This window comes from Burkholderia sp. KL41 (assembly GCF_057005415.2).
Window position 1 is genome coordinate 2,474,888 of sequence record NZ_CM174447.1, and the last position, 17,370, is coordinate 2,492,257.

Below are 17,370 nucleotides of genomic sequence, written 5' to 3' on the forward strand. Positions count from 1 at the left end.
ACCGGCGCCGCCAACAATGACGGCTTTCCGATCGAGGATGCCATGAGCCGCCTGCCCCTCCAAACCGTCGAAAGCGCGCCCGAAGCCAGCCGCCCGTTTCTCCAGAAGTCGCAAGCCGCCAACGGCTTCCTGCCGAATCTTGTAGCCGCACTCGCCAATGCACCGGTTGCGCTCGAAACGTACCTGACCGTCGGTGAAATCAATTCACGCAGCGGCCTCACGCTGGCCGAGCGCGAAATCGTGCAGATCACCGCCGCCGCCGTTCATGGCTGCGGTTTCTGCGTGGCCGGCCATACGGCGGTCGCGCTGAAGAAGGCGCAATTGCCCGCCGCGCTCGTCGACGAGGTCCGCGCCCAGCGCCCGCTGTCCGACGCGCGCCTCGAGGCGGTCGCCACGTTCACGCGCGACGTGATCGCGACGCGCGGCGCCGTGTCCGACGAAGCGCTCGCCGCGTTCAAGGCGGCCGGCTACAGCGATGCCGGCGCGCTTGAAGTGGTACTCGGCGTGAGCCTCGCGACGCTTTGCAACTTCGCGAACAACCTGGCGCGCAACGAACTGAATCCGCAGCTCGAAGCGTATCGCTGGGAGCCGACGGCGCGCGCAGCATGACCGCGCCGGCGAGCTCCGATGCGTTCGACGCATGGCTCGAGGCCAATGCCGACGCGCTCGACGTCGACCCGTCGCGTGCGGCGGACATCCTGCCGCAGCTGGTGCGCTCGCGCACCGTCGCCGTCGGTGTGCCGGAGGTCATGGGCGGCACGGGCGGCACGATCGCGGACGCGATCGACACGGTGGCCGCCGTCGCGCAACGCTCGTTGACGGCCGCATTCGTGCTGTGGGGACATCGCACCTTCATCGAATACGTACTGCAGAGCGACAACGACGCGCTGCGTGCGCGCTGGCTGACGCCGCTGCTCGACGGCGAAGTGGCGGGCGCCACCGGTCTTTCGAACGCGATGAAGTATCTGTCCGACATCGAGCCGTTGCAGATGCACGCGGCCCGCAGCGGCGACGCGTTCGTGCTGAACGGCAGCCTGCCGTGGATCACGAACCTGCGGCGCGAAGGCTTCATCGCCGCCGCCGCGTTCGATCACGACGACGGTACGCCGCCGTCCGTCTTCGCGATTCCGCATGACGCGCGGGGCGTCGAGCGCAGCGACGATCTCGACCTGATCGGCCTGCGCGCGAGCAATACGGCCGCGCTGCGCGTGAGCGATACCGTCCTCGACGAATCGTACCGCCTCGCGGCCGACGCACCGGCCTGGCTCGCGCGCGTGCGCCCGGCGTTTCTCGGCTTGCAATGCGGGATGTCGATCGGGCTGGCGCGGCGCGCGTTGCTGGCCACGCTGGATGCCAGCGAGCCGTCGCGCGCGTCGATCGGCGCGGAAATTCGTGAACTCGAAACGACGCTCGCCGATCAGGCCGCGCAGTTGAAGCGCGGCGTGATCGACGGCACCTTCCTCCACGCGCCCGCGACGATGTTCGAACTGCGCATCGCGCTCGTCGAGACCGTCTCGCAGGCGGTCTCGCTCGAAGTGCAAGCCACCGGAGGGCGCGGCTATCTGCGCGGCCAGAGCGGCAGCGCGCGGCGCGTGCGCGAAGCGTCGTTCATCCCGATCGTGACGCCGAGCCTCGTGCAGTTGAAATCGCAGCTCGCGCGGCATCGACGGGCGGCGGCAGCATGACGCAAGGCGCGCACATCGTCGCGAACGGCGTCACGTTGCGGTACGGATCGCGCAGCGTGCTGAACGGCGTCGACCTGTCGGTTGCGCCCGGCGAACTCGTTGCGCTGCTCGGGCCGAGCGGTTGCGGGAAGTCGTCGCTGCTGCGGGCCATCGCCGGCCTGACGCGAACCGCATCCGGCACGATTCGCGTCGATGGCGAGCCCGTCGACGGCCCGCGCCCGGAGGTCGCCCTCGCGTTTCAGGACCCCTGCCTGCTGCCGTGGCTCACGGTCGAGCGGAACGTGGGATTCGGGCTGACCTTCGCGCGTCAACCGCACCTGACACGTGCAGACCGCAAGGAACGCGTGACGAGCGCATTGGCCGCCGTCGGGCTCGACCATGCACGGCACGCGCTGCCTTCGCAGTTGTCGGGCGGCATGGCACAGCGCGCGGCGCTGGCGCGCTGCCTGGCGCGGGCGCCGCGCGCGCTGCTGCTCGACGAACCGTTCGGCGCGCTCGACGAAGTGACCCGCGCCGACATGCAGCAGCTCCTGATTGCCGCGGTGAGCAACACCGGCGCGTCCGCGCTTCTGGTCACGCACGATATCGACGAAGCGCTGCTCGTCGCCGATCGGATCGTGCTGCTCGGCAGGCGCGGCACGCTGGTCGGACGCTGGACCGTCGAACTGCCGCAGCCGCGGCACACGCAAGTGCGCTCGCTCGGCGAGCTGCGCATCTCCATTCTCCAGGCGCTGCAGAACTCGATTTCAGCAGCCGCCTGAATCCGGCCGATACCAGCGGGGAATCCTCATGTGCAACGTACCGATGTCACGACGCGAATGGCTGAAGCTCGCGTCGCTCTTTACCGTCGCGGGCGCGGCGCCGCTGCTGAAAGCATCCGGCGCACGCGCGGCAGCCGATCCGAATGCGCCCGTGCGCATCGGCTACCTGCCGATCACCGATGCGGCGCCGCTGCTCGTCGCACACAACAACGGCTACTTCGACGCGGCCGGCATCCAGGCGGAGAAGCCGACGCTGCTGCGAAGCTGGGCGCAGCTGGTCGAGGCGTTTCTGTCGGGACAGGTCAACGTCGTGCATCTGCTGTCGCCGATGACCGTGTGGGCGCGCTATGGCAGCAAGGCGCCCGCGAAGGTCGTCGCATGGAATCACGTGAACGGCTCTGCGCTGACGGTTGCGCCCGACGTGAACACCGTGGCAGACCTCGGTGGCAAGACGGTTGCGGTGCCGTTCTGGTATTCGGTGCACAACGTCGTGCTGCAGGACCTGCTGCGCGCGCAGGGTCTCGCGCCCGGACTCAAACAGTCGGGGCAGCCGGGGCCGAAGGAAGTCAACCTGGTCGTGATGGCGCCGTCCGACATGCCGCCCGCACTGGCGTCGAAAAAGATCGCGGGATATATCGTCGCCGAGCCGTTCAACGCGGCCGCCGAGCAGCTGAACATCGGCAAGATTCTCCGCTTCACGGGCGACGTGTGGCGCAACCACGCGTGCTGCGTGATCTTCATGCACGAGCAGGACCTGACGCAACGCGCGGCGTGGTCGCAGAAGGTCGTCGATGCGATCGTCAACGCCCAGCTGTGGACGCGCGCCCATCCGCAAGAGGCGGCCAGGCTGCTGTCGAAGGAAGGCCCGAACCGCTACACGCCGCATCCTTCGCAACTGCTCGCACGCGTGCTCGCGCCGCAAGCCGCCGATCAGGGGCGCTATCTCGGCGATCGCGCGATCCAGCACGCGAACTGGGGCGTGAAGCGCATCGACTTCCAGCCGTATCCATATCCGAGCTATACGGAAGAACTCGTGCGCCGGTTGAAAACGACCCAGGTGGAAGGCGCGAGCCAGTTCCTCGCGTCGCTCGATCCGAAACGGGTCGCCAGCGACCTGGTCGACGACCGGTTCGTGAAGAAGAGCATCGAAGCGCTGGGTGGCTTGTCGGCGTTCGGCCAGGAAGGCGGTTATGCACGCAAGGAGACGATCGTTGTCTAGCGTGCTCGTTCGGGAAACGTCGGCGGCGGCGCGGCGTCCGGTGCCCGCGTCCACGCATTGGCGCAGCATCGTGCTGGGCGGTGCGGGGCTGGCGGCCGCCCTGGCGCTGTGGTGGCTCGCCGTCACGCTGCTCGCGGGCCACAACGCGATGGCCGCGCAGTTCGCGCCGCAGCGTGCGTTCGAAGCGCTGCCGTCGCTCGTCGCCGAGGACCAGCTGCTCGTGCATGTGGCGACCAGCCTCAGGCGCATCGCCGTCGGGCTGGCGTGGGCGCTCGTGGTCGGCGTGCCGTTGGGATTCGCGATCGGCCGTCTGCGCTGGCTCGAACGGACGCTGTCGCCGACGCTGCAGTTTCTTCGCATGATCTCGCCGCTTTCGTGGATGCCGCTTGCGGTGATGTCGCTCGGCGTCGGCGATCGCGCGGTGTATTTCCTGCTCGCTTTCGCCGCGGTGTGGCCGCTGGTGATGAGCACCGCATCGGGTGTCGCGCATCTCGACCGGCGCTGGGTCCAGCTTGGCGAAAGCCTTGCCGCCACGCGCGCGGAAATGCTCTGGCACATCTACGTGCCGGGTATCGCCGCGCATGTGCTCACCGGCGTGCGCCTCGCGATCGGCATCTTATGGATCGTGCTGGTCCCGGCGGAAATGCTCGGCGTGAGCGCGGGGCTCGGCTACCTGATTCTCGACACGCGCGACCGGCTCGCGTATTCGGAGCTGACGGCCGTGATCCTCGTGATCGGCATGCTCGGTTTCCTGCTCGATCTGGCCGCGCGCGCAGTCGCGGCCCGGCTGTCGAGCGATATGTCGGGGGGTGATCGGTAGATTCCGGAGAGTCGGGGATGCGTTGAGTGGCGGAAGGCAGCAGGAGTCGAACCTACCCGGGAGTGTCTGACACCCCCAACTGGATTTGAAGTCCAGCCGTACCACCGGATACGAATGCCTTCCGTCGTGGGAAAAAAACAAAGAACAACGAGCGCCTACGCCTGAATACCCGCCCAACCGCTGTCAGGCCGCAGGAAGTGAAGATCGCGGTGGAAGCGAGTATACCCAACCCGGTCGAAGAACTCGAGAATCTGGATCGCACGCTTGCGGCCGAGCCCCGTCGCGTCGCGGAACGTCGCGGCATCGAGCCCGCCGTCGCGCGACGGCGCGAGATGCGCAACCAGTTCCGCGAGTTCGCGCACGACGTCCGCGTGATAGAACAGGTCGCGCACGACCTGGTGCACGTCGCCGCGCCGTGCGAGCTTGCGCAGCACGGTACGCACCGCGTCCTCGGCCGCCCCCGTGTCGCGGGCCAGGTCGCGCACCCACGGCGGATCGAAGCGCCCCGCATGAATCAGCGGCAGCAGTTGCTGCGCCAGCGCTTCCTCGCGCGGCTCGAGGCTCACCGAATGCGACGGCAGGTGCAGCCACGGCCCGCTTCGCGCCACTTCGCCGCCGGTCACCAGCGCATCGACGAGCGCGCGCCACAGCGCATCGCCGGCGAGCGGCGCCGCCATCCGCCGCAGCCGCGCGGCGTCGAGCCCCTGCTCGTCGGGCATGCGCTCGTGATACGCGCGCAGCGTATCGATCGCCCGCGTCTGCAGCGCACGCCAGTGCGCATGCGCAATCACCGCTCCGTCATTCGACGCGGCGTCGCGCTGCCCGATCGCCAGCGCGTCATCCGGCAAAACCAGCGCGTTCGGCGCAAAACCCGTCAGATGCGTGAGCATCGCGCGCGGGACGCCGAGCGGCGCCTGCGCGAGCAGCGCATCGAGACGCCCTGCGTCGAGCCATTCGGCCAGCGCGTCGAGCCACGCGCGGCGCTGGGGCGTACGACGCTTGCGCGCCGGCCCGAACGGGTCGAGCACGCGGCCGCCGCCGACCGTGCGCGTCGCCTGCGGATTGCGGACGATGAAGCGGTCGCCCGGCAACGCAAACACCGGTTCGTCGAATACCAGTTGCACGCGCATCCGCTGGCCGGCCGCAAGCGTATCGCCGTCGAGCAGCGCGACATGCGCGACGCGATGCAGCGTGCCGAGATGCACGTGCAGCGGTGCCCAGTGCGTGAGCGTCAGCCCCGCATCCGCGAGCAGCGTCAGTTCGACGTCGAGACGCGGCGACGTCGCGACGAGCCGCGCATCGGCCACGGTATCGCCGCGCTCGACATCGGCCTTGTCGACCCCGGCCAGGTTCAGTGCGCAACGCTCGCCCGCGCGGCCGGCCTCGACCGGCCGGTTCTGCGCATGGATGCTGCGCACGCGCGCCGCGCCGCCCGTGCGCACGATCGCGAGCGTATCGCCGGTCGCGACGCGGCCCGCGAACGCGGTGCCCGTCACGACGGTGCCCTGCCCCGAGAGCGTAAACACACGATCGACCGCGAGCCGGAACAGCCCGTCGTCGCGGCGTGCGCGCCACGCGATCGCCGCGTCGGCCAGGTGACGCTTCAACGCGGCGACACCCGGATCGTCCACGGCCGTCGCCCGCGTTTCGAAGATCGGCACGCCGGCCAGCGTCGAATCGTTCAGCCACGCGGCGATCTCGTCGCGCACCTCGGCCACGCGCGCGGCGTCGACGCGATCGCACTTCGTCAGCGCGACGGCGCCATGCGTGACGCCGAGCAGTTGCAGGATCGCGAGATGCTCGCGCGTCTGCGGCATCACACCGTCGTCGGCGGCAATCACGAGCAGCGCGAAGTCGATACCGCATGCGCCGGCCGCCATCGTGTGAATCAGCTTCTCGTGGCCCGGCACGTCGATCAGGCCGAGCACGTCGCCGTTGTCGAGCGGCGTATACGCATAACCGAGTTCGATCGAGATGCCGCGCGCCTTCTCTTCCTTCAGGCGGTCGGTATCGACGCCCGTCAGCGCGCGCACCAGCGTCGTCTTGCCGTGGTCGATGTGTCCGGCGGTACCGACGATCATGCAGCGGGCCCCGCGAGCGGCACGCATTGCGCGATGAACGCCGCCTCGTCGGCCGCTTCGAGGCAGCGCAGGTCGAGCCGCAGCGCGTTGTCGGCCACGCGGCCGATCACCGGGCGCGGCCATTCGCGAAGCTGCTTCTCGAGCTGCGCGAGCGCGCGGCCGCCGCGCTTGCCGTCCGCCGTGCGCACGACGAGCCCGGCGCTCGGCAACTGGTCGACCGGCAGCGCACCGCTGCCGATCTGGCTGAACATCGGCTCGACCGCTACGTCGAAACCGCCGCCGAGCGCGGCCTGCAGCGCCGGACGCACGCGTTCGGCGGCCTCGGCGATCTCGCCGTGCGGGCGCGTCAGCAGGCGCAGTGTCGTGAGCCGGTCGCGCAGGAACTCGGGGGACTGGTAGAGGCGCAGCACGGGTTCGAGCGCCGCGAGCGTCAGCTTGCCGACGCGCAGTGCGCGCTTGAGCGGATGTTTCTTGATCTTCGCGATCAGCGCGCGATCGCCGACGATCAGGCCGGCCTGCGGCCCGCCAAGCAGCTTGTCGCCGCTGAACGTGACAACGTTTGCGCCGGCGGCGACGGTTTCCTGCACGGTCGTCTCGTGCGGCAGGCCCCATTGCGTCAGGTCGGCGAGCGTGCCGCTGCCGAGATCGACGGCGACCGGCAGCCCGTGCTCGCGCGCGAGCGGCGCGAGTTCGGCGAGCGACGTCTCCTTCGTGAAGCCGCTGATCGCGTAGTTGCTGCAGTGCACCTTCATCAGCAGCGCGGTGCGCGGGCCGATTGCCTCCGCGTAGTCGCGCAGATGGGTGCGGTTGGTCGTGCCGACTTCGCGCAGCCTGGCGCCTGCGCGGCTCATGATGTCGGGGATGCGGAATGCGCCGCCGATCTCGACCAGCTCGCCGCGCGACACGACGACTTCCCGCTTCGTCGCCAGCGCCGACAGCGCCAGCAGCACGGCCGCCGCGTTGTTGTTGACGACGGTCGCGGCTTCCGCGCCCGTCAGTTCGCACAGCAGATCGTCGATCAGGTCGTCGCGATCGCCGCGGCGGCCCGTGGCGAGGTCGAATTCGAGGTTGACGGGGCGCGTGAGCGCGTCGACCACCGCGCGCACCGCGTCGTCGGGCAACAGCGCGCGCCCGAGGTTCGTGTGCAGCACGGTGCCGGTCAGGTTGAACACGGTGCGCACCGCGCCCGTGCTCTGCGCGGCCAGCGCGCGCGCGACGGCCGCGGCGATGCGCGGTTCGTCGAGCGGTTCGGCCCCCGCCGGATCGTGCTGCGCGGCGGTACGCCAGCGTTCGAGCTCCGCGCGCACGGCGTTCAGCACGCGCGTGCGGCCGTAGTCGGCGAGCAGCGGTTGCAGCGGCGCCGACGACAGCACGCGCTCGACCGACGGCACACGCGCCAGCACGGCATTCAGTTCATTCAAACCGGGTTCGGTCACGTCGTGGTGGCTCCAGTCTCATGCTTCGCAGTCGGCCGGCGCCGGCGCTCGCGCGCCGCCCCGGCCGATGTCGTCAATCCGCTTCCTGCGCGACGTCCGGCCACAGCAGCGGGTTCGGCGAACTGCGCTGGTAACCGGCCTCGTTCATCAGCAGGTCGAGCGTGAGGCTCGCGAGATCGTCCGCCAGCGGCTCGAACTCGTAGTCCTTGTCCTGATAACCGATCTTGCGATAGGTCTTGCACTCGTCGCACGATTCGGCCTTGACGGCTTCGCTGCCGCCCTCGATCCCGTGATACGCGATGCCTTTCGTCGAATCGCAGTGCGAGCACTTCGTGCGCACCATGTGCCACTCGGTCGTGCACAGCCCGCACTGCAGGAAACGGTAGCCCTGGTACTGCCCGCCGACCCGCACGACGCTCGCGACCGGGTGCGTGCCGCACACGGGGCACAGCCCCGGCTGGTCGAGGTACGGGACGTCGGCCGGCGCAACGCAGCTTGCGAGATCCGTCCAGACGACCTGCAGCGCGGCCATCAGGAACGGCGCGGTGGCCGGATCGACTTCGGCGAAGCGCAGTGCGAGGATCGCGTCGGCCTGCGCGTCGAGTTCGGCGGGCGCCATCAGGCGCAGCCGGTCGAGCAGCTTCGCGAGCTGCGGGTTGACGAGCCCGGCACCTTCGACGCGGTCGAGCAGTTCGTACAGCACGGCACGCCATTGCGGGTTGCGCTCGCCGTCGAGCGCCGGTATGAGCGGCATCGAATGCTGCTGTGCAAGCGCGATCGCTTCCTTCGACGGCAGCGGCAGTTCCAGCGTCTGCAGCGTCGCGTGCTGCGCATCGGCGACGGTGGCCATCAGCCGCAGGTAGCCGCTGATCGGGTTCAGGTCGGCCAGCTTGCGCAGCCGCGCGGCGCGCGCCGAGAACGCGGTGGCGCGCTCCGGCAGGCGAAAGCGCGGGATGGCCGAATGATCGAGTGTCGATATCTCGGTCGGTTCGAGGATGCGTTGTGTCACAAAAATGTCTTCCAAATAAACAAGCGCCGACGCATCGGCGCTTTCGGCAGTTCCAGCGAAGGAACGGAACGCCCCGCCGTGGCCGGCGAGCCGCCCCGCCCCGGTGCGTTATTTCACGCTTTCACGGAACCACTTCGGGTGATGCTTGCGAGCCCAGCCCAGCGTGACGGTGCCGCGCACCATCGCGCCGATCGAGCCCTTCACCCACAACGCCGCGTAAATGTGCACGATGATGCTCGCGATCAGCACGAAGGCCGCCACGGCATGCACGACAGCGGCCGCGCGGATCACCCCGATCGGGAAGTAGAACGAGAAGTAACGCCGCCAGATCACGACTCCCGACAGCAGGAGCAGCAACAGGCACGCCACCAGCGTGAAGAATAGCAGCTTCTGCCCGGCGTTATAGCGCCCGACGGGCGGCAGCTTGTCTTCCTGGTTGGTCAGCACGTCGCCGATCTGCTTCAGCCATTGGCGATCGTCCGCGTCGAGCGCATTGTGGTGCCAGAAACGCACGACCAGGATCGCGAACGACACGAACATCACGAGGCCGACGAACGGATGCAGGATCCGCGTCCACTGGCCGCCGCCGAACAGCGCGGTCAGCCAGAACATCGACGGATGAAACAGCGCGAGGCCGGACAACGCGAGCAGCACGAACGTGATCGCGGTGATCCAGTGGTTCGTGCGCTCGTTCGGCGTGTAGCGGACGATCAGGTTGGGGTCGTCGTGGTTCATTTCGCGTCCTCCTTGATGCGTCGCGCTTCGTCGCGCGCGGCCGATTCTTCCTCGTCGCTCACCTCGTTCGGACCGACCCGGACGTAGTGGAAGAACCCGGCAAGCGCGGTCAGCGCGATGCCGGCCACCGCGAGCGGTTTCGCAATGCCCTTCCACAGCTTCACCATCGGGCTGATCGACGGGTTGTCGGGCAGCCCGTGGTACAGCGACGGTTTATCGGCATGGTGCAGCACGTACATCACGTGCGTGCCGCCGACGCCCTGCGGGTCGTACAGCCCCGCATGCTCGAAGCCGCGCTCCTTCAGGTCCTCGATCCGCTCGGCCGCGTGCTGCTTCATGTCCTCCTTGGTGCCGAACACGATCGCGCCCGTCGGGCAGGTCTTCACGCAGGCCGGTTCCTGGCCGACCGCGACGCGGTCGGAACAGAGCGTGCACTTGTACGCGCGATGATCCTTCTTCGAGATCCGCGGAACGTTGAACGGGCAGCCGGTCACGCAATAGCCGCAACCGATGCAGTTCTCCTCGTGGAAATCGACGATTCCGTTGTTGTACTGCACGATCGCGCCCGGCGACGGGCACGCCTTCAGGCAGCCCGGATCCTCGCAGTGCATGCAGCCGTCCTTGCGGATCAGCCACTCGAGGTCGCCCGCCGGGTTCTCGTATTCGGCGAACCGCATCACCGTCCACGAGTGCTCGGAGAGGTCGGCCGGGTTGTCGTACACGCCGACGTTGGTGCCGACCTCGTCGCGCAGGTCGTTCCACTCCATGCATGCCGTCTGACATGCCTTGCAGCCGATGCACTTCGATACGTCGATCAGCTTCGCGACGCTCCCGGTCACCGGTTCGCGCACCGTGGGCGGTGGCGTCGTGGTGGCCGAGACGCGCTTGATATCCAGCGATTGCAATGCCATCTCTTTCCCCTTACGCCTTTTCGACCTTCACCAGGAACGACTTGAATTCCGGTGTATAGGAGTTGCCGTCACCCACGGACGGAGTCAGGGTATTCGCGAGATAGCCGGGCTTCGTCAGACCCTTGAAGCCCCAGTGCAACGGGACACCGACCGTCTGGACCTTCTTGCCGTCGACCATCAGCGGCTTGATCCGCTTCGTGACGAGGGCGACCGCGATGATGTAGCCGCGCTTGGACGACACCTTCACGCGCTCGCCATGCGCGACGCCGACTTCCTTCGCGAGGTCTTCGCCGATCTCGACGAATTGCTCGGGCTGGATGATCGCGTTCAGCCGTGCATGCTTGGTCCAGTAGTGGAAATGCTCGGTCAGCCGGTACGTGGTCGCCGCGTGCGGGAACTCCGGTGCCTGGCCGAACGACGCCCGGTCGTCCGGGAACACGCGGGCGGCCGGGTTGTTCAGCGCCAGCGGGTTGTTCGGGTGCAGCGGGTTCGTGCCGATCGGCGTTTCGAACGGCTCGTAGTGCTCGGGGAACGGGCCTTCGTTCATCCCCGCACGCGCGAAGAAGCGCGCGACACCTTCCGGATTCATGATGAACGGCCCCATCCCGTTTTCGGGTGGTTCGTCCGCCTTGAAATCGGGGATGTCGGCGCCCTTCCACGCGCTGCCGTTCCAGCCGATCAGCTTGCGGGTCGGGTCGAACGGCTTGCCGCTCACGTCGCACGATGCGCGGTTGTACAGGATCCGCCGGTTCGCCGGCCAGGCCCACGCCCAGTTCAGCGTCTGGCCGATGCCGGTCGGATCGGAGTTGTCGCGCCGCCCCATCTGGTTGCCGGCCTGCGTCCAGGCTCCGCAGAAGATCCAGCAGCCGCTCGCGGTCGTGCCGTCGTCCTTCAGCTGCGCGAACGCGGCCAGCTGCTCGCCTTTCTTCACGAGCGTCTTGGCCGGATCCTTCGGATCGGGCTGGTCGGCGAGCGCCTTCCCGTTGAATTCCATCGCGAGTTCTTCGGGCGTCGGGCTTTCCGGGTTCGCGTACGGCCAGGTCAGGTTGACGATCGGGTCCGGATACTTGCCGCCGTCCGTCTGGTACATCTTGCGCATGCGCAGGAACAGCCCCGACATGATCTCGAGGTCGCTACGCGCTTCGCCCGGCGGCTCCGCGCCCTTCCAGTGCCATTGCAGCACGCGGCTCGAACTCACGAGCGAACCGTTTTCCTCCGCAAAACACGTGGTGGGCAGACGGAACACCTCGGTCTGGATCTTCGACGCGTCGACGTCGTTGTAGTCGCCGTGATGCTTCCAGAACTCGGACGTCTCGGTCGCGAGCGGATCCATGATCACGAGCCACTTGAGCTTCGCGAGCCCTGCCGCCGTCTTCACCTTCGACGGCGCCGCCGCGAGCGGGTTGAAGCCCTGGCAGATGTAGCCGTTCATCTTGCCGGCATTCATCAGCTCGATCGCCTGCAGCAGGTCGTACTGCTTGTCCAGCTTCGGCAGGTAATCGTAGGCCCAGTTGTTCTCGGCGGTCGCCGCGTCGCCCCACCAGGACTTCATGAAGCTGACGTGGAAGGCCTTGTAGTTCTTCCAGTAGCTCAGCTGGTTCGGCCGCAGCGGCTGCTGCACGCGCTTCTTGATGTAGCCGTCGAAATCCTGCTCGGCCTGCATCGGCAGCGTCATGTAGCCCGGCAGCAGGTTCGACATCAGCCCGAGGTCGGTCAACCCCTGGATGTTCGAGTGGCCGCGCAGCGCGTTCATCCCGCCGCCGGCGATGCCGATGTTGCCGAGCAGCAGCTGCACCATCGCGCCGGTGCGGATGATCTGCGCGCCGATCGAGTGGTGCGTCCAGCCGAGCGCGTACAGCACCGTGCCGGCGCGGCCGGGAACGGCGGTGGTCGCGAGCATCTCGCACACCTTCAGGAACTTCTCCTTCGGCGTGCCGCAGACCTGCTGGACCATGTCCTGCGTATAGCGCGCGTAGTGCTGCTTCAGCAGGTTGTACACGCAACGCGGGTGCTGCAGCGTCGGGTCGACCTTCACGAAGCCGTCGTCGCCGCGCTCGTAGTCCCAGCTCGACTTGTCCGGGTACGCGTGTTTCTCCGCGTCGTAGCCGGAATAGATGCCGTCGTTGAACGCGAAATCCTCGCGCACGATGAACGAGAAGTCCGTGTAGTTCTTCACGTACTCATGCTGGATCTTGTCGTTCGTCAGCAGATAGTTGATCACACCGCCCAGGAAGACGATGTCGGTGCCGGTGCGGATCGGCGCGTAGTAGTCGGCCACCGAGGCCGTACGCGTAAAGCGCGGGTCGACGACGATCAGCCGCGCCTTGCGGTGCGCCTTCGCCTCCGTTACCCACTTGAAACCGCACGGATGGGCCTCGGCTGCATTGCCGCCCATCACGAGAATCACGTCCGCGTTCTTGATGTCGACCCAATGGTTCGTCATCGCTCCACGGCCAAACGTCGGGGCAAGACCTGCCACCGTCGGGCCATGTCAGACACGCGCCTGATTGTCGAATGCGAGCATCCCGAGACTGCGGACCGTCTTGTGCGTCAGGTAGCCGACCTCGTTGCTGCCCGCCGACGCGGCCAGCATGCCGGTCGTCAGCCAGCGGTTGACCTTCGCACCGTCCTCCGCCGTCTCGACGAAGTTCGCGTCGCGGTCGGCCTTCATCAGCTTCGCGATCCGGTCGAGCGCGTCGTTCCACGAGATCGGTTCCCACTTGTCCGAGCCGGGCGCGCGATACTCGGGGTGCGTCAGGCGGTTCGGGCTGTGGATGAAGTCGATCAGGCTCGCGCCCTTCGGGCACAGCGTGCCGCGATTGACGGGATGGTCGGGATCGCCTTCGATGTGGATGATGCTCGGCTGCGCGTTCTTCGCGCCGTCTCCGAGGCTGTACATCAGGATGCCGCAACCCACTGAACAGTAAGGACAGGTGTTGCGCGTTTCGACGGTGCGCGCCAGCTTGTACTGTCGGACTTCGGCGAGCGCTTCGGACGGAGAGAAGCCCATCAGGGCTAGACTCGATCCGGCAAGCGACGTAGCCGTCACCTTCAGGAACTGGCGCCGGGACATTTGGAGCATGGCTGGTCTCGGCGTTATTGTGGGGGTGAGGAAACTGAAAGGAATTATAGACAGTTCGCGCAACTATGTTCGAATCTTCGGATCAATACTGAATTGTCTGATTACCAACGATGATCCGCGTTCCGCGCGCCACCGAACCGTCATGAAACGACAGATCACCTCCGAAGCCACCCGTCTCGCGCAACAACAGGCCAACTGGGCCCTCACGGCGTTCAAGCGCTTCTCGGCCGACCGTTGCTCCGCGATGGCCGCGGGCATTGCATTCTTCTCCGCGTTCTCGCTCGCGCCGATGCTCGTGATGGTGATTGCCGTGGCCGGCTGGTTCTACGGCGACGACGCCGCGCGCGGCCAGGTGTTCGAACAGGCGCACCAGCTGATCGGCGACGACGCGGCGGCCAGCATCCAGACGATCGTGCAGAACGCGCACCGCGCGGGCGAGCGCGGCGGCCTCGCCACCCTGATCTCGTTCGCCGCGCTGGCCATCGGCGCGTCGGCCACCTTCGCGTCGCTCAGCGCCGCGCTCAGCGTGATCTGGCCGGCCACCGAGAACCGCTGGTCGAGCATGCTCGGGCTCGTGCGCGTGCGGCTGATCTCGTTCGGGCTCGTGCTCGGCGTCGCGTTCCTGCTGATCGTGTCGCTCGTGCTCGACACCGCGATCACGTTCGTCGGCACCTGGCTGCTGGGCAATTCGCCGTACGTGGTCGTCACGAACCTCGTGCAGTTCTTCGTCGGCATCGCCGTGCTCGCGGCCGCGTTCGCATCGCTGATGAAGTTCCTGCCCGATGCGCGCGTCGCGTGGCGCGACGCCGCGATCGGCGGCATCGTGTCCGCGATCCTGTTCTCGGGCGGCAAGAAACTGTTCGCGCTGTACCTCGCGCACGCGGGCACCGCCAGTGCATTCGGCGCGGCCGGATCGTTCGCGGTCCTGCTGATGTGGCTGTACTTCTCGGCGATCGTGCTGCTGCTCGGCGCGGAGTTCGCGGCGGCCCGCGGCAACGCGCATCGTCTCGCCGGTACCGCACCGGCCGTGTCCGCTCAAGCCGACCGGCCCGTCGATCGCATGCGCGACGACTAATTCACGCTGTTAGCAACGTCGCGGCGCGACCCCGCACACCCGTCTGCCCTCCTGCAACCAGGCAGTCCGCCGCGCATTCGCGTGACGTTGATACGTTCTTTGCATGCCCCGGCTTCGTTGCCGCAACCGCAAACGTTTGCAGGCATCCATTTCTGTCCGCCAACGGGCCGAAACAGGCTGCCTGCCGCAATGCGCGTCAACTTTTGAAACAATCGCGCCGCAGCAAATGTCAACTATTTCAAAAATGGGAACAGTCGTTGATGTGCTTGATATATATGGACTTTTTCGCGCTGTTACCTTTTCGAGACACTTTATTTTTTAGGCTTTCTTGCGTCTACGGCACTGAGCTATTCTCCAATCCGCAACAAATAACGATGAATCACTTGCGTGGAGAAACTCAACGATGAAGAAACTTGCTCTCTCGACCCTCTCGCTCGCCCTGCTGGGCGCCGCCGGCGCTGCTCAGGCACAGTCGAGCGTGACGCTGTACGGCGTGATCGACACGTCGATCACCTATGTTCACGGTAACGCAGGTCAAGGCAACAATTCGTGGTCGATGGGTAGCGGCAACCTGCAAGGCAGCCGTTTCGGCCTGAAGGGTTCCGAGGACCTCGGTGGCGGCCTGAAGGCGATCTTCCAGTTGGAAAACGGCTTCAACTCGGCATCGGGCGCACTGGGCCAGGGTGGCCGCATGTTCGGCCGCCAGGCATTCGTCGGCCTGCAGAGCGACCAGTACGGTACGGTCACGCTCGGCCGCCAGTATGACCCGCTCGTCGACCTGGTCCAGGCAGTCACGGCAGACAACTATTTCGGCAGCGTGTTCGCCACGCCGGGCGACGTCGACAACAACGACAACAGCCTGCGCGTCAGCAACGCAGTGAAGTACACGTCGCCGGTCTGGGCAGGCCTGCAGGTCGAAGCGATGTACGCATTCGGCGGTGTTGCAGGTTCGACCGGCAAGGGTCAGACGTGGGCAGCAGCAGCAGCGTACAACAACGGCCCGCTCGGCCTGGCTGCCGGCTACTTCCACGCGAACAACGCATCGGCACTCAGCGCCACCGGCACGCGTAGCGGCTGGGCCGGCTCGTCGGACGCGATCTTCGACGGCGATTCGGGCACGACCTTCATCAACAACGCGTTCACGTCGTCGACGTCGATCGGCATCGCGCAAGTGGCTGGCCAGTACGCATTCGGCCCGGTGACGGTCGGCGCCGGTTACAGCAACGCGCAATACAAGGCAGACGGCAACTCGGCGTTCGGCACGAACCAGAAGTACAACACGGGTCGCGCGTTCGTCACGTATCAGGCATCGGCACCGCTGCTGCTCGGCCTCGGCTACATCTACACGAAGGGCAACGGCGACAACAACGGCAAGTACCATCAGGTTTCGCTGGGCGCCGATTACTCGCTGTCGAAGCGCACGGACATCTACCTGGTTGGTGCGTATCAGCACGCAAGCGGCAAGAACGCGGACGGCACCGATGCGCAAGCGTCGATCGGCTCGTACGGTATCGCCGGCAAGAGCTCGCAAGAGCTGGTCGCACTCGGCCTGCGCCACAAGTTCTAAAAACGACGTACCCGGCGTGCATGGCGTCTCCGACGCCTTGCCGCCGAACTGGAAAGCCAGTCCCCGGTTTCGGCCGCGGCTGGCTTTTTTTTCGTCCGTTGCCGGTTGGTCTGCACGGCCCGCACGGCCTGCACGGGCCGACGGCCGATGCACGGGTACCCCACCCGCTCGTCACCCGGCCGGCAGCGGCGCCTGACGGCCGCAACGCGCCGGAAACGCGGTTTCCTGATGCCGGGCTCGCTCGCCATGGGTGCGCCGGACGACTACCATCCGCACTGTCGTGCCACGACCCCGGAGCGACGGCCGTTCGCCCCGGCGTGTCGATTTCGAAGGCCTTCATCCGTCGTACAGAGGTCGGCACGCGATTTGCGCCCCGGCCAATCCATACAGACAGGAGATTCGCCATGACGATTCAGAAGATCACGCCGTTCCTCTGGTACGCGGCGGAAGCCGAAGAAGCCGCCACCTTCTATGCAGGCATCTTTCCGGATTCGCGCATCGTGCGCGTCACGGCGGTGCCCGGCACCGACGGCACGCGGATGGTCGAGTTCGAGCTGTTCGGGCAGCCGTTCTTCGCGATGAGCCACCCGCGCACCGACACGTTCAACCACGCGATCTCGCTGCTGGTCAGCTGCGCCGACCAGGCGGAACTCGACCGCTACTGGAACGCCCTGCTCGACAACGGCGGCACGGCCGACGCCTGCGGCTGGCTGCGAGACCGCTACGGCGTCTCGTGGCAGATCGTTCCGGAAGCGCTGATCCCGATGATGTCCGACCGCGACACCGTCAAGGCCACGCGCGTGGCCGCCGCGATGATGCAGATGGTCAAGCTCGACGACGCCGTGCTGAAGGCCGCTTTTGCCGGTACGGCCGGCTGACGATGCACATCGCATAAGCGCGTGCGAATGATGCGCCGGGTCGCCGGACAGGCGTCCGGCTCGACGGCAAACGCGTGCGACAGCGTCGCAAACGCCCGTGATCCTCGTCGG

The 17,370-nt window shown here is 67.0% G+C and carries 14 protein-coding genes and 1 tRNA gene; 8 read left to right on the top strand and 7 right to left on the bottom strand.

The features are described 5' to 3' along the window. The first annotated feature begins 42 nt into the window (after window positions 1–42). The 5 genes from PQB87_RS28465 to PQB87_RS28485 are packed head-to-tail and all read left to right on the top strand — an operon-like array spanning window position 43 to window position 4,485. Window positions 43–609, top strand: a complete 567-nt coding sequence (locus PQB87_RS28465; RefSeq protein WP_059684700.1) for a carboxymuconolactone decarboxylase family protein — start codon at window positions 43–45, stop codon at window positions 607–609. Continuing rightward, a complete protein-coding gene (locus tag PQB87_RS28470; RefSeq protein ID WP_059684314.1) occupies window positions 606–1,685 on the top strand; it encodes an acyl-CoA dehydrogenase family protein in 1,080 nt (359 codons plus the stop codon). Before PQB87_RS28465 ends, PQB87_RS28470 begins: the two co-directional genes overlap by 4 nt. Then, window positions 1,682–2,446, top strand: coding sequence for an ABC transporter ATP-binding protein (locus tag PQB87_RS28475; protein ID WP_489243053.1), 765 nt, complete (start codon window positions 1,682–1,684; stop codon window positions 2,444–2,446). The genes PQB87_RS28470 and PQB87_RS28475 overlap by 4 nt, the downstream gene beginning before the upstream one ends. Before the next feature lie 28 nt (window positions 2,447–2,474). Then, on the top strand, window positions 2,475–3,665 hold the full coding sequence (locus PQB87_RS28480) for an ABC transporter substrate-binding protein (protein WP_489243054.1): 1,191 nt from the start codon (window positions 2,475–2,477) through the stop codon (window positions 3,663–3,665). Beyond that, the gene (locus PQB87_RS28485; protein WP_502291554.1) at window positions 3,637–4,485 is read left to right on the top strand and encodes an ABC transporter permease; all 849 of its coding nucleotides are present in this window, start codon (window positions 3,637–3,639) and stop codon (window positions 4,483–4,485) included. Before PQB87_RS28480 ends, PQB87_RS28485 begins: the two co-directional genes overlap by 29 nt. 27 nt (window positions 4,486–4,512) lie before the next feature. Here the strand turns inward: PQB87_RS28485 and PQB87_RS28490 are convergent. The 7 genes from PQB87_RS28490 to fdnG all read right to left on the bottom strand — a co-directional run bounded on the left by PQB87_RS28490 (window position 4,513) and on the right by fdnG (window position 13,739). Further along, window positions 4,513–4,608: transfer RNA gene (locus PQB87_RS28490), tRNA-Sec, on the bottom strand. A 32-nt stretch (window positions 4,609–4,640) separates the two neighbouring features. Continuing rightward, window positions 4,641–6,566 (bottom strand): selenocysteine-specific translation elongation factor, encoded by a 1,926-nt coding sequence (selB, locus tag PQB87_RS28495; RefSeq protein WP_226147080.1) that lies wholly within the window; start codon window positions 6,564–6,566, stop codon window positions 4,641–4,643. Continuing rightward, a complete protein-coding gene (gene selA / locus PQB87_RS28500) occupies window positions 6,563–8,002 on the bottom strand; it encodes an L-seryl-tRNA(Sec) selenium transferase (RefSeq protein ID WP_489243056.1) in 1,440 nt (479 codons plus the stop codon). The genes selB and selA overlap by 4 nt, the downstream gene beginning before the upstream one ends. A gap of 73 nt (window positions 8,003–8,075) precedes the next feature. Then, window positions 8,076–9,011: a formate dehydrogenase accessory protein FdhE gene (gene fdhE / locus PQB87_RS28505; RefSeq protein ID WP_174413210.1), complete on the bottom strand. Its 936-nt coding sequence runs from the start codon at window positions 9,009–9,011 to the stop codon at window positions 8,076–8,078. A gap of 108 nt (window positions 9,012–9,119) precedes the next feature. Then, complete coding sequence (locus tag PQB87_RS28510; protein WP_021162866.1) at window positions 9,120–9,746, bottom strand: formate dehydrogenase subunit gamma; 627 nt, start codon at window positions 9,744–9,746, stop codon at window positions 9,120–9,122. Beyond that, complete coding sequence (gene fdxH, locus PQB87_RS28515) at window positions 9,743–10,657, bottom strand: formate dehydrogenase subunit beta (protein ID WP_060286045.1); 915 nt, start codon at window positions 10,655–10,657, stop codon at window positions 9,743–9,745. Before fdxH ends, PQB87_RS28510 begins: the two co-directional genes overlap by 4 nt. A gap of 10 nt (window positions 10,658–10,667) precedes the next feature. Further along, window positions 10,668–13,739 carry a formate dehydrogenase-N subunit alpha gene (fdnG, locus tag PQB87_RS28520; RefSeq protein ID WP_153489787.1) on the bottom strand — a complete coding sequence of 1,024 codons (3,072 nt, stop codon included), beginning with the start codon at window positions 13,737–13,739 and terminating at the stop codon, window positions 10,668–10,670. 142 nt (window positions 13,740–13,881) lie between these two features. Between fdnG and PQB87_RS28525 the strand changes: the two genes are divergently transcribed. The 3 genes from PQB87_RS28525 (at window position 13,882) to PQB87_RS28535 (ending at window position 17,259) form a co-directional block, all read left to right on the top strand. Beyond that, the gene (locus tag PQB87_RS28525) at window positions 13,882–14,814 is read left to right on the top strand and encodes a YihY/virulence factor BrkB family protein (protein WP_124545689.1); all 933 of its coding nucleotides are present in this window, start codon (window positions 13,882–13,884) and stop codon (window positions 14,812–14,814) included. A gap of 403 nt (window positions 14,815–15,217) precedes the next feature. Then, window positions 15,218–16,381 (top strand): porin, encoded by a 1,164-nt coding sequence (locus tag PQB87_RS28530; protein WP_059684331.1) that lies wholly within the window; start codon window positions 15,218–15,220, stop codon window positions 16,379–16,381. Window positions 16,382–16,785: 404 nt separating this feature from the next. Continuing rightward, entirely contained in the window at window positions 16,786–17,259 is a 474-nt protein-coding gene (locus PQB87_RS28535) for a VOC family protein (RefSeq protein WP_174413211.1), read from the top strand. Window positions 17,260–17,370 lie beyond the last annotated feature (111 nt).

Excerpts from the sequence above, each read along its gene's own strand:
- PQB87_RS28465 (WP_059684700.1), top strand. The coding sequence starts at position 43 with ATGAGCCGCCTGCCCCTCCAAACCGTCGAAAGCGCGCCCGAAGCCAGC.
- PQB87_RS28470 (WP_059684314.1), top strand. The coding sequence starts at position 606 with ATGACCGCGCCGGCGAGCTCCGATGCGTTCGACGCATGGCTCGAGGCC.
- PQB87_RS28475 (WP_489243053.1), top strand. The coding sequence starts at position 1,682 with ATGACGCAAGGCGCGCACATCGTCGCGAACGGCGTCACGTTGCGGTAC.
- PQB87_RS28480 (WP_489243054.1), top strand. The coding sequence starts at position 2,475 with ATGTGCAACGTACCGATGTCACGACGCGAATGGCTGAAGCTCGCGTCG.
- PQB87_RS28485 (WP_502291554.1), top strand. The coding sequence starts at position 3,637 with ATGCACGCAAGGAGACGATCGTTGTCTAGCGTGCTCGTTCGGGAAACG.
- selB (WP_226147080.1), bottom strand. The coding sequence starts at position 6,566 with ATGATCGTCGGTACCGCCGGACACATCGACCACGGCAAGACGACGCTG.
- PQB87_RS28510 (WP_021162866.1), bottom strand. The coding sequence starts at position 9,746 with ATGAACCACGACGACCCCAACCTGATCGTCCGCTACACGCCGAACGAG.
- fdxH (WP_060286045.1), bottom strand. The coding sequence starts at position 10,657 with ATGGCATTGCAATCGCTGGATATCAAGCGCGTCTCGGCCACCACGACG.
- PQB87_RS28525 (WP_124545689.1), top strand. The coding sequence starts at position 13,882 with ATGAAACGACAGATCACCTCCGAAGCCACCCGTCTCGCGCAACAACAG.
- PQB87_RS28530 (WP_059684331.1), top strand. The coding sequence starts at position 15,218 with ATGAAGAAACTTGCTCTCTCGACCCTCTCGCTCGCCCTGCTGGGCGCC.
- PQB87_RS28535 (WP_174413211.1), top strand. The coding sequence starts at position 16,786 with ATGACGATTCAGAAGATCACGCCGTTCCTCTGGTACGCGGCGGAAGCC.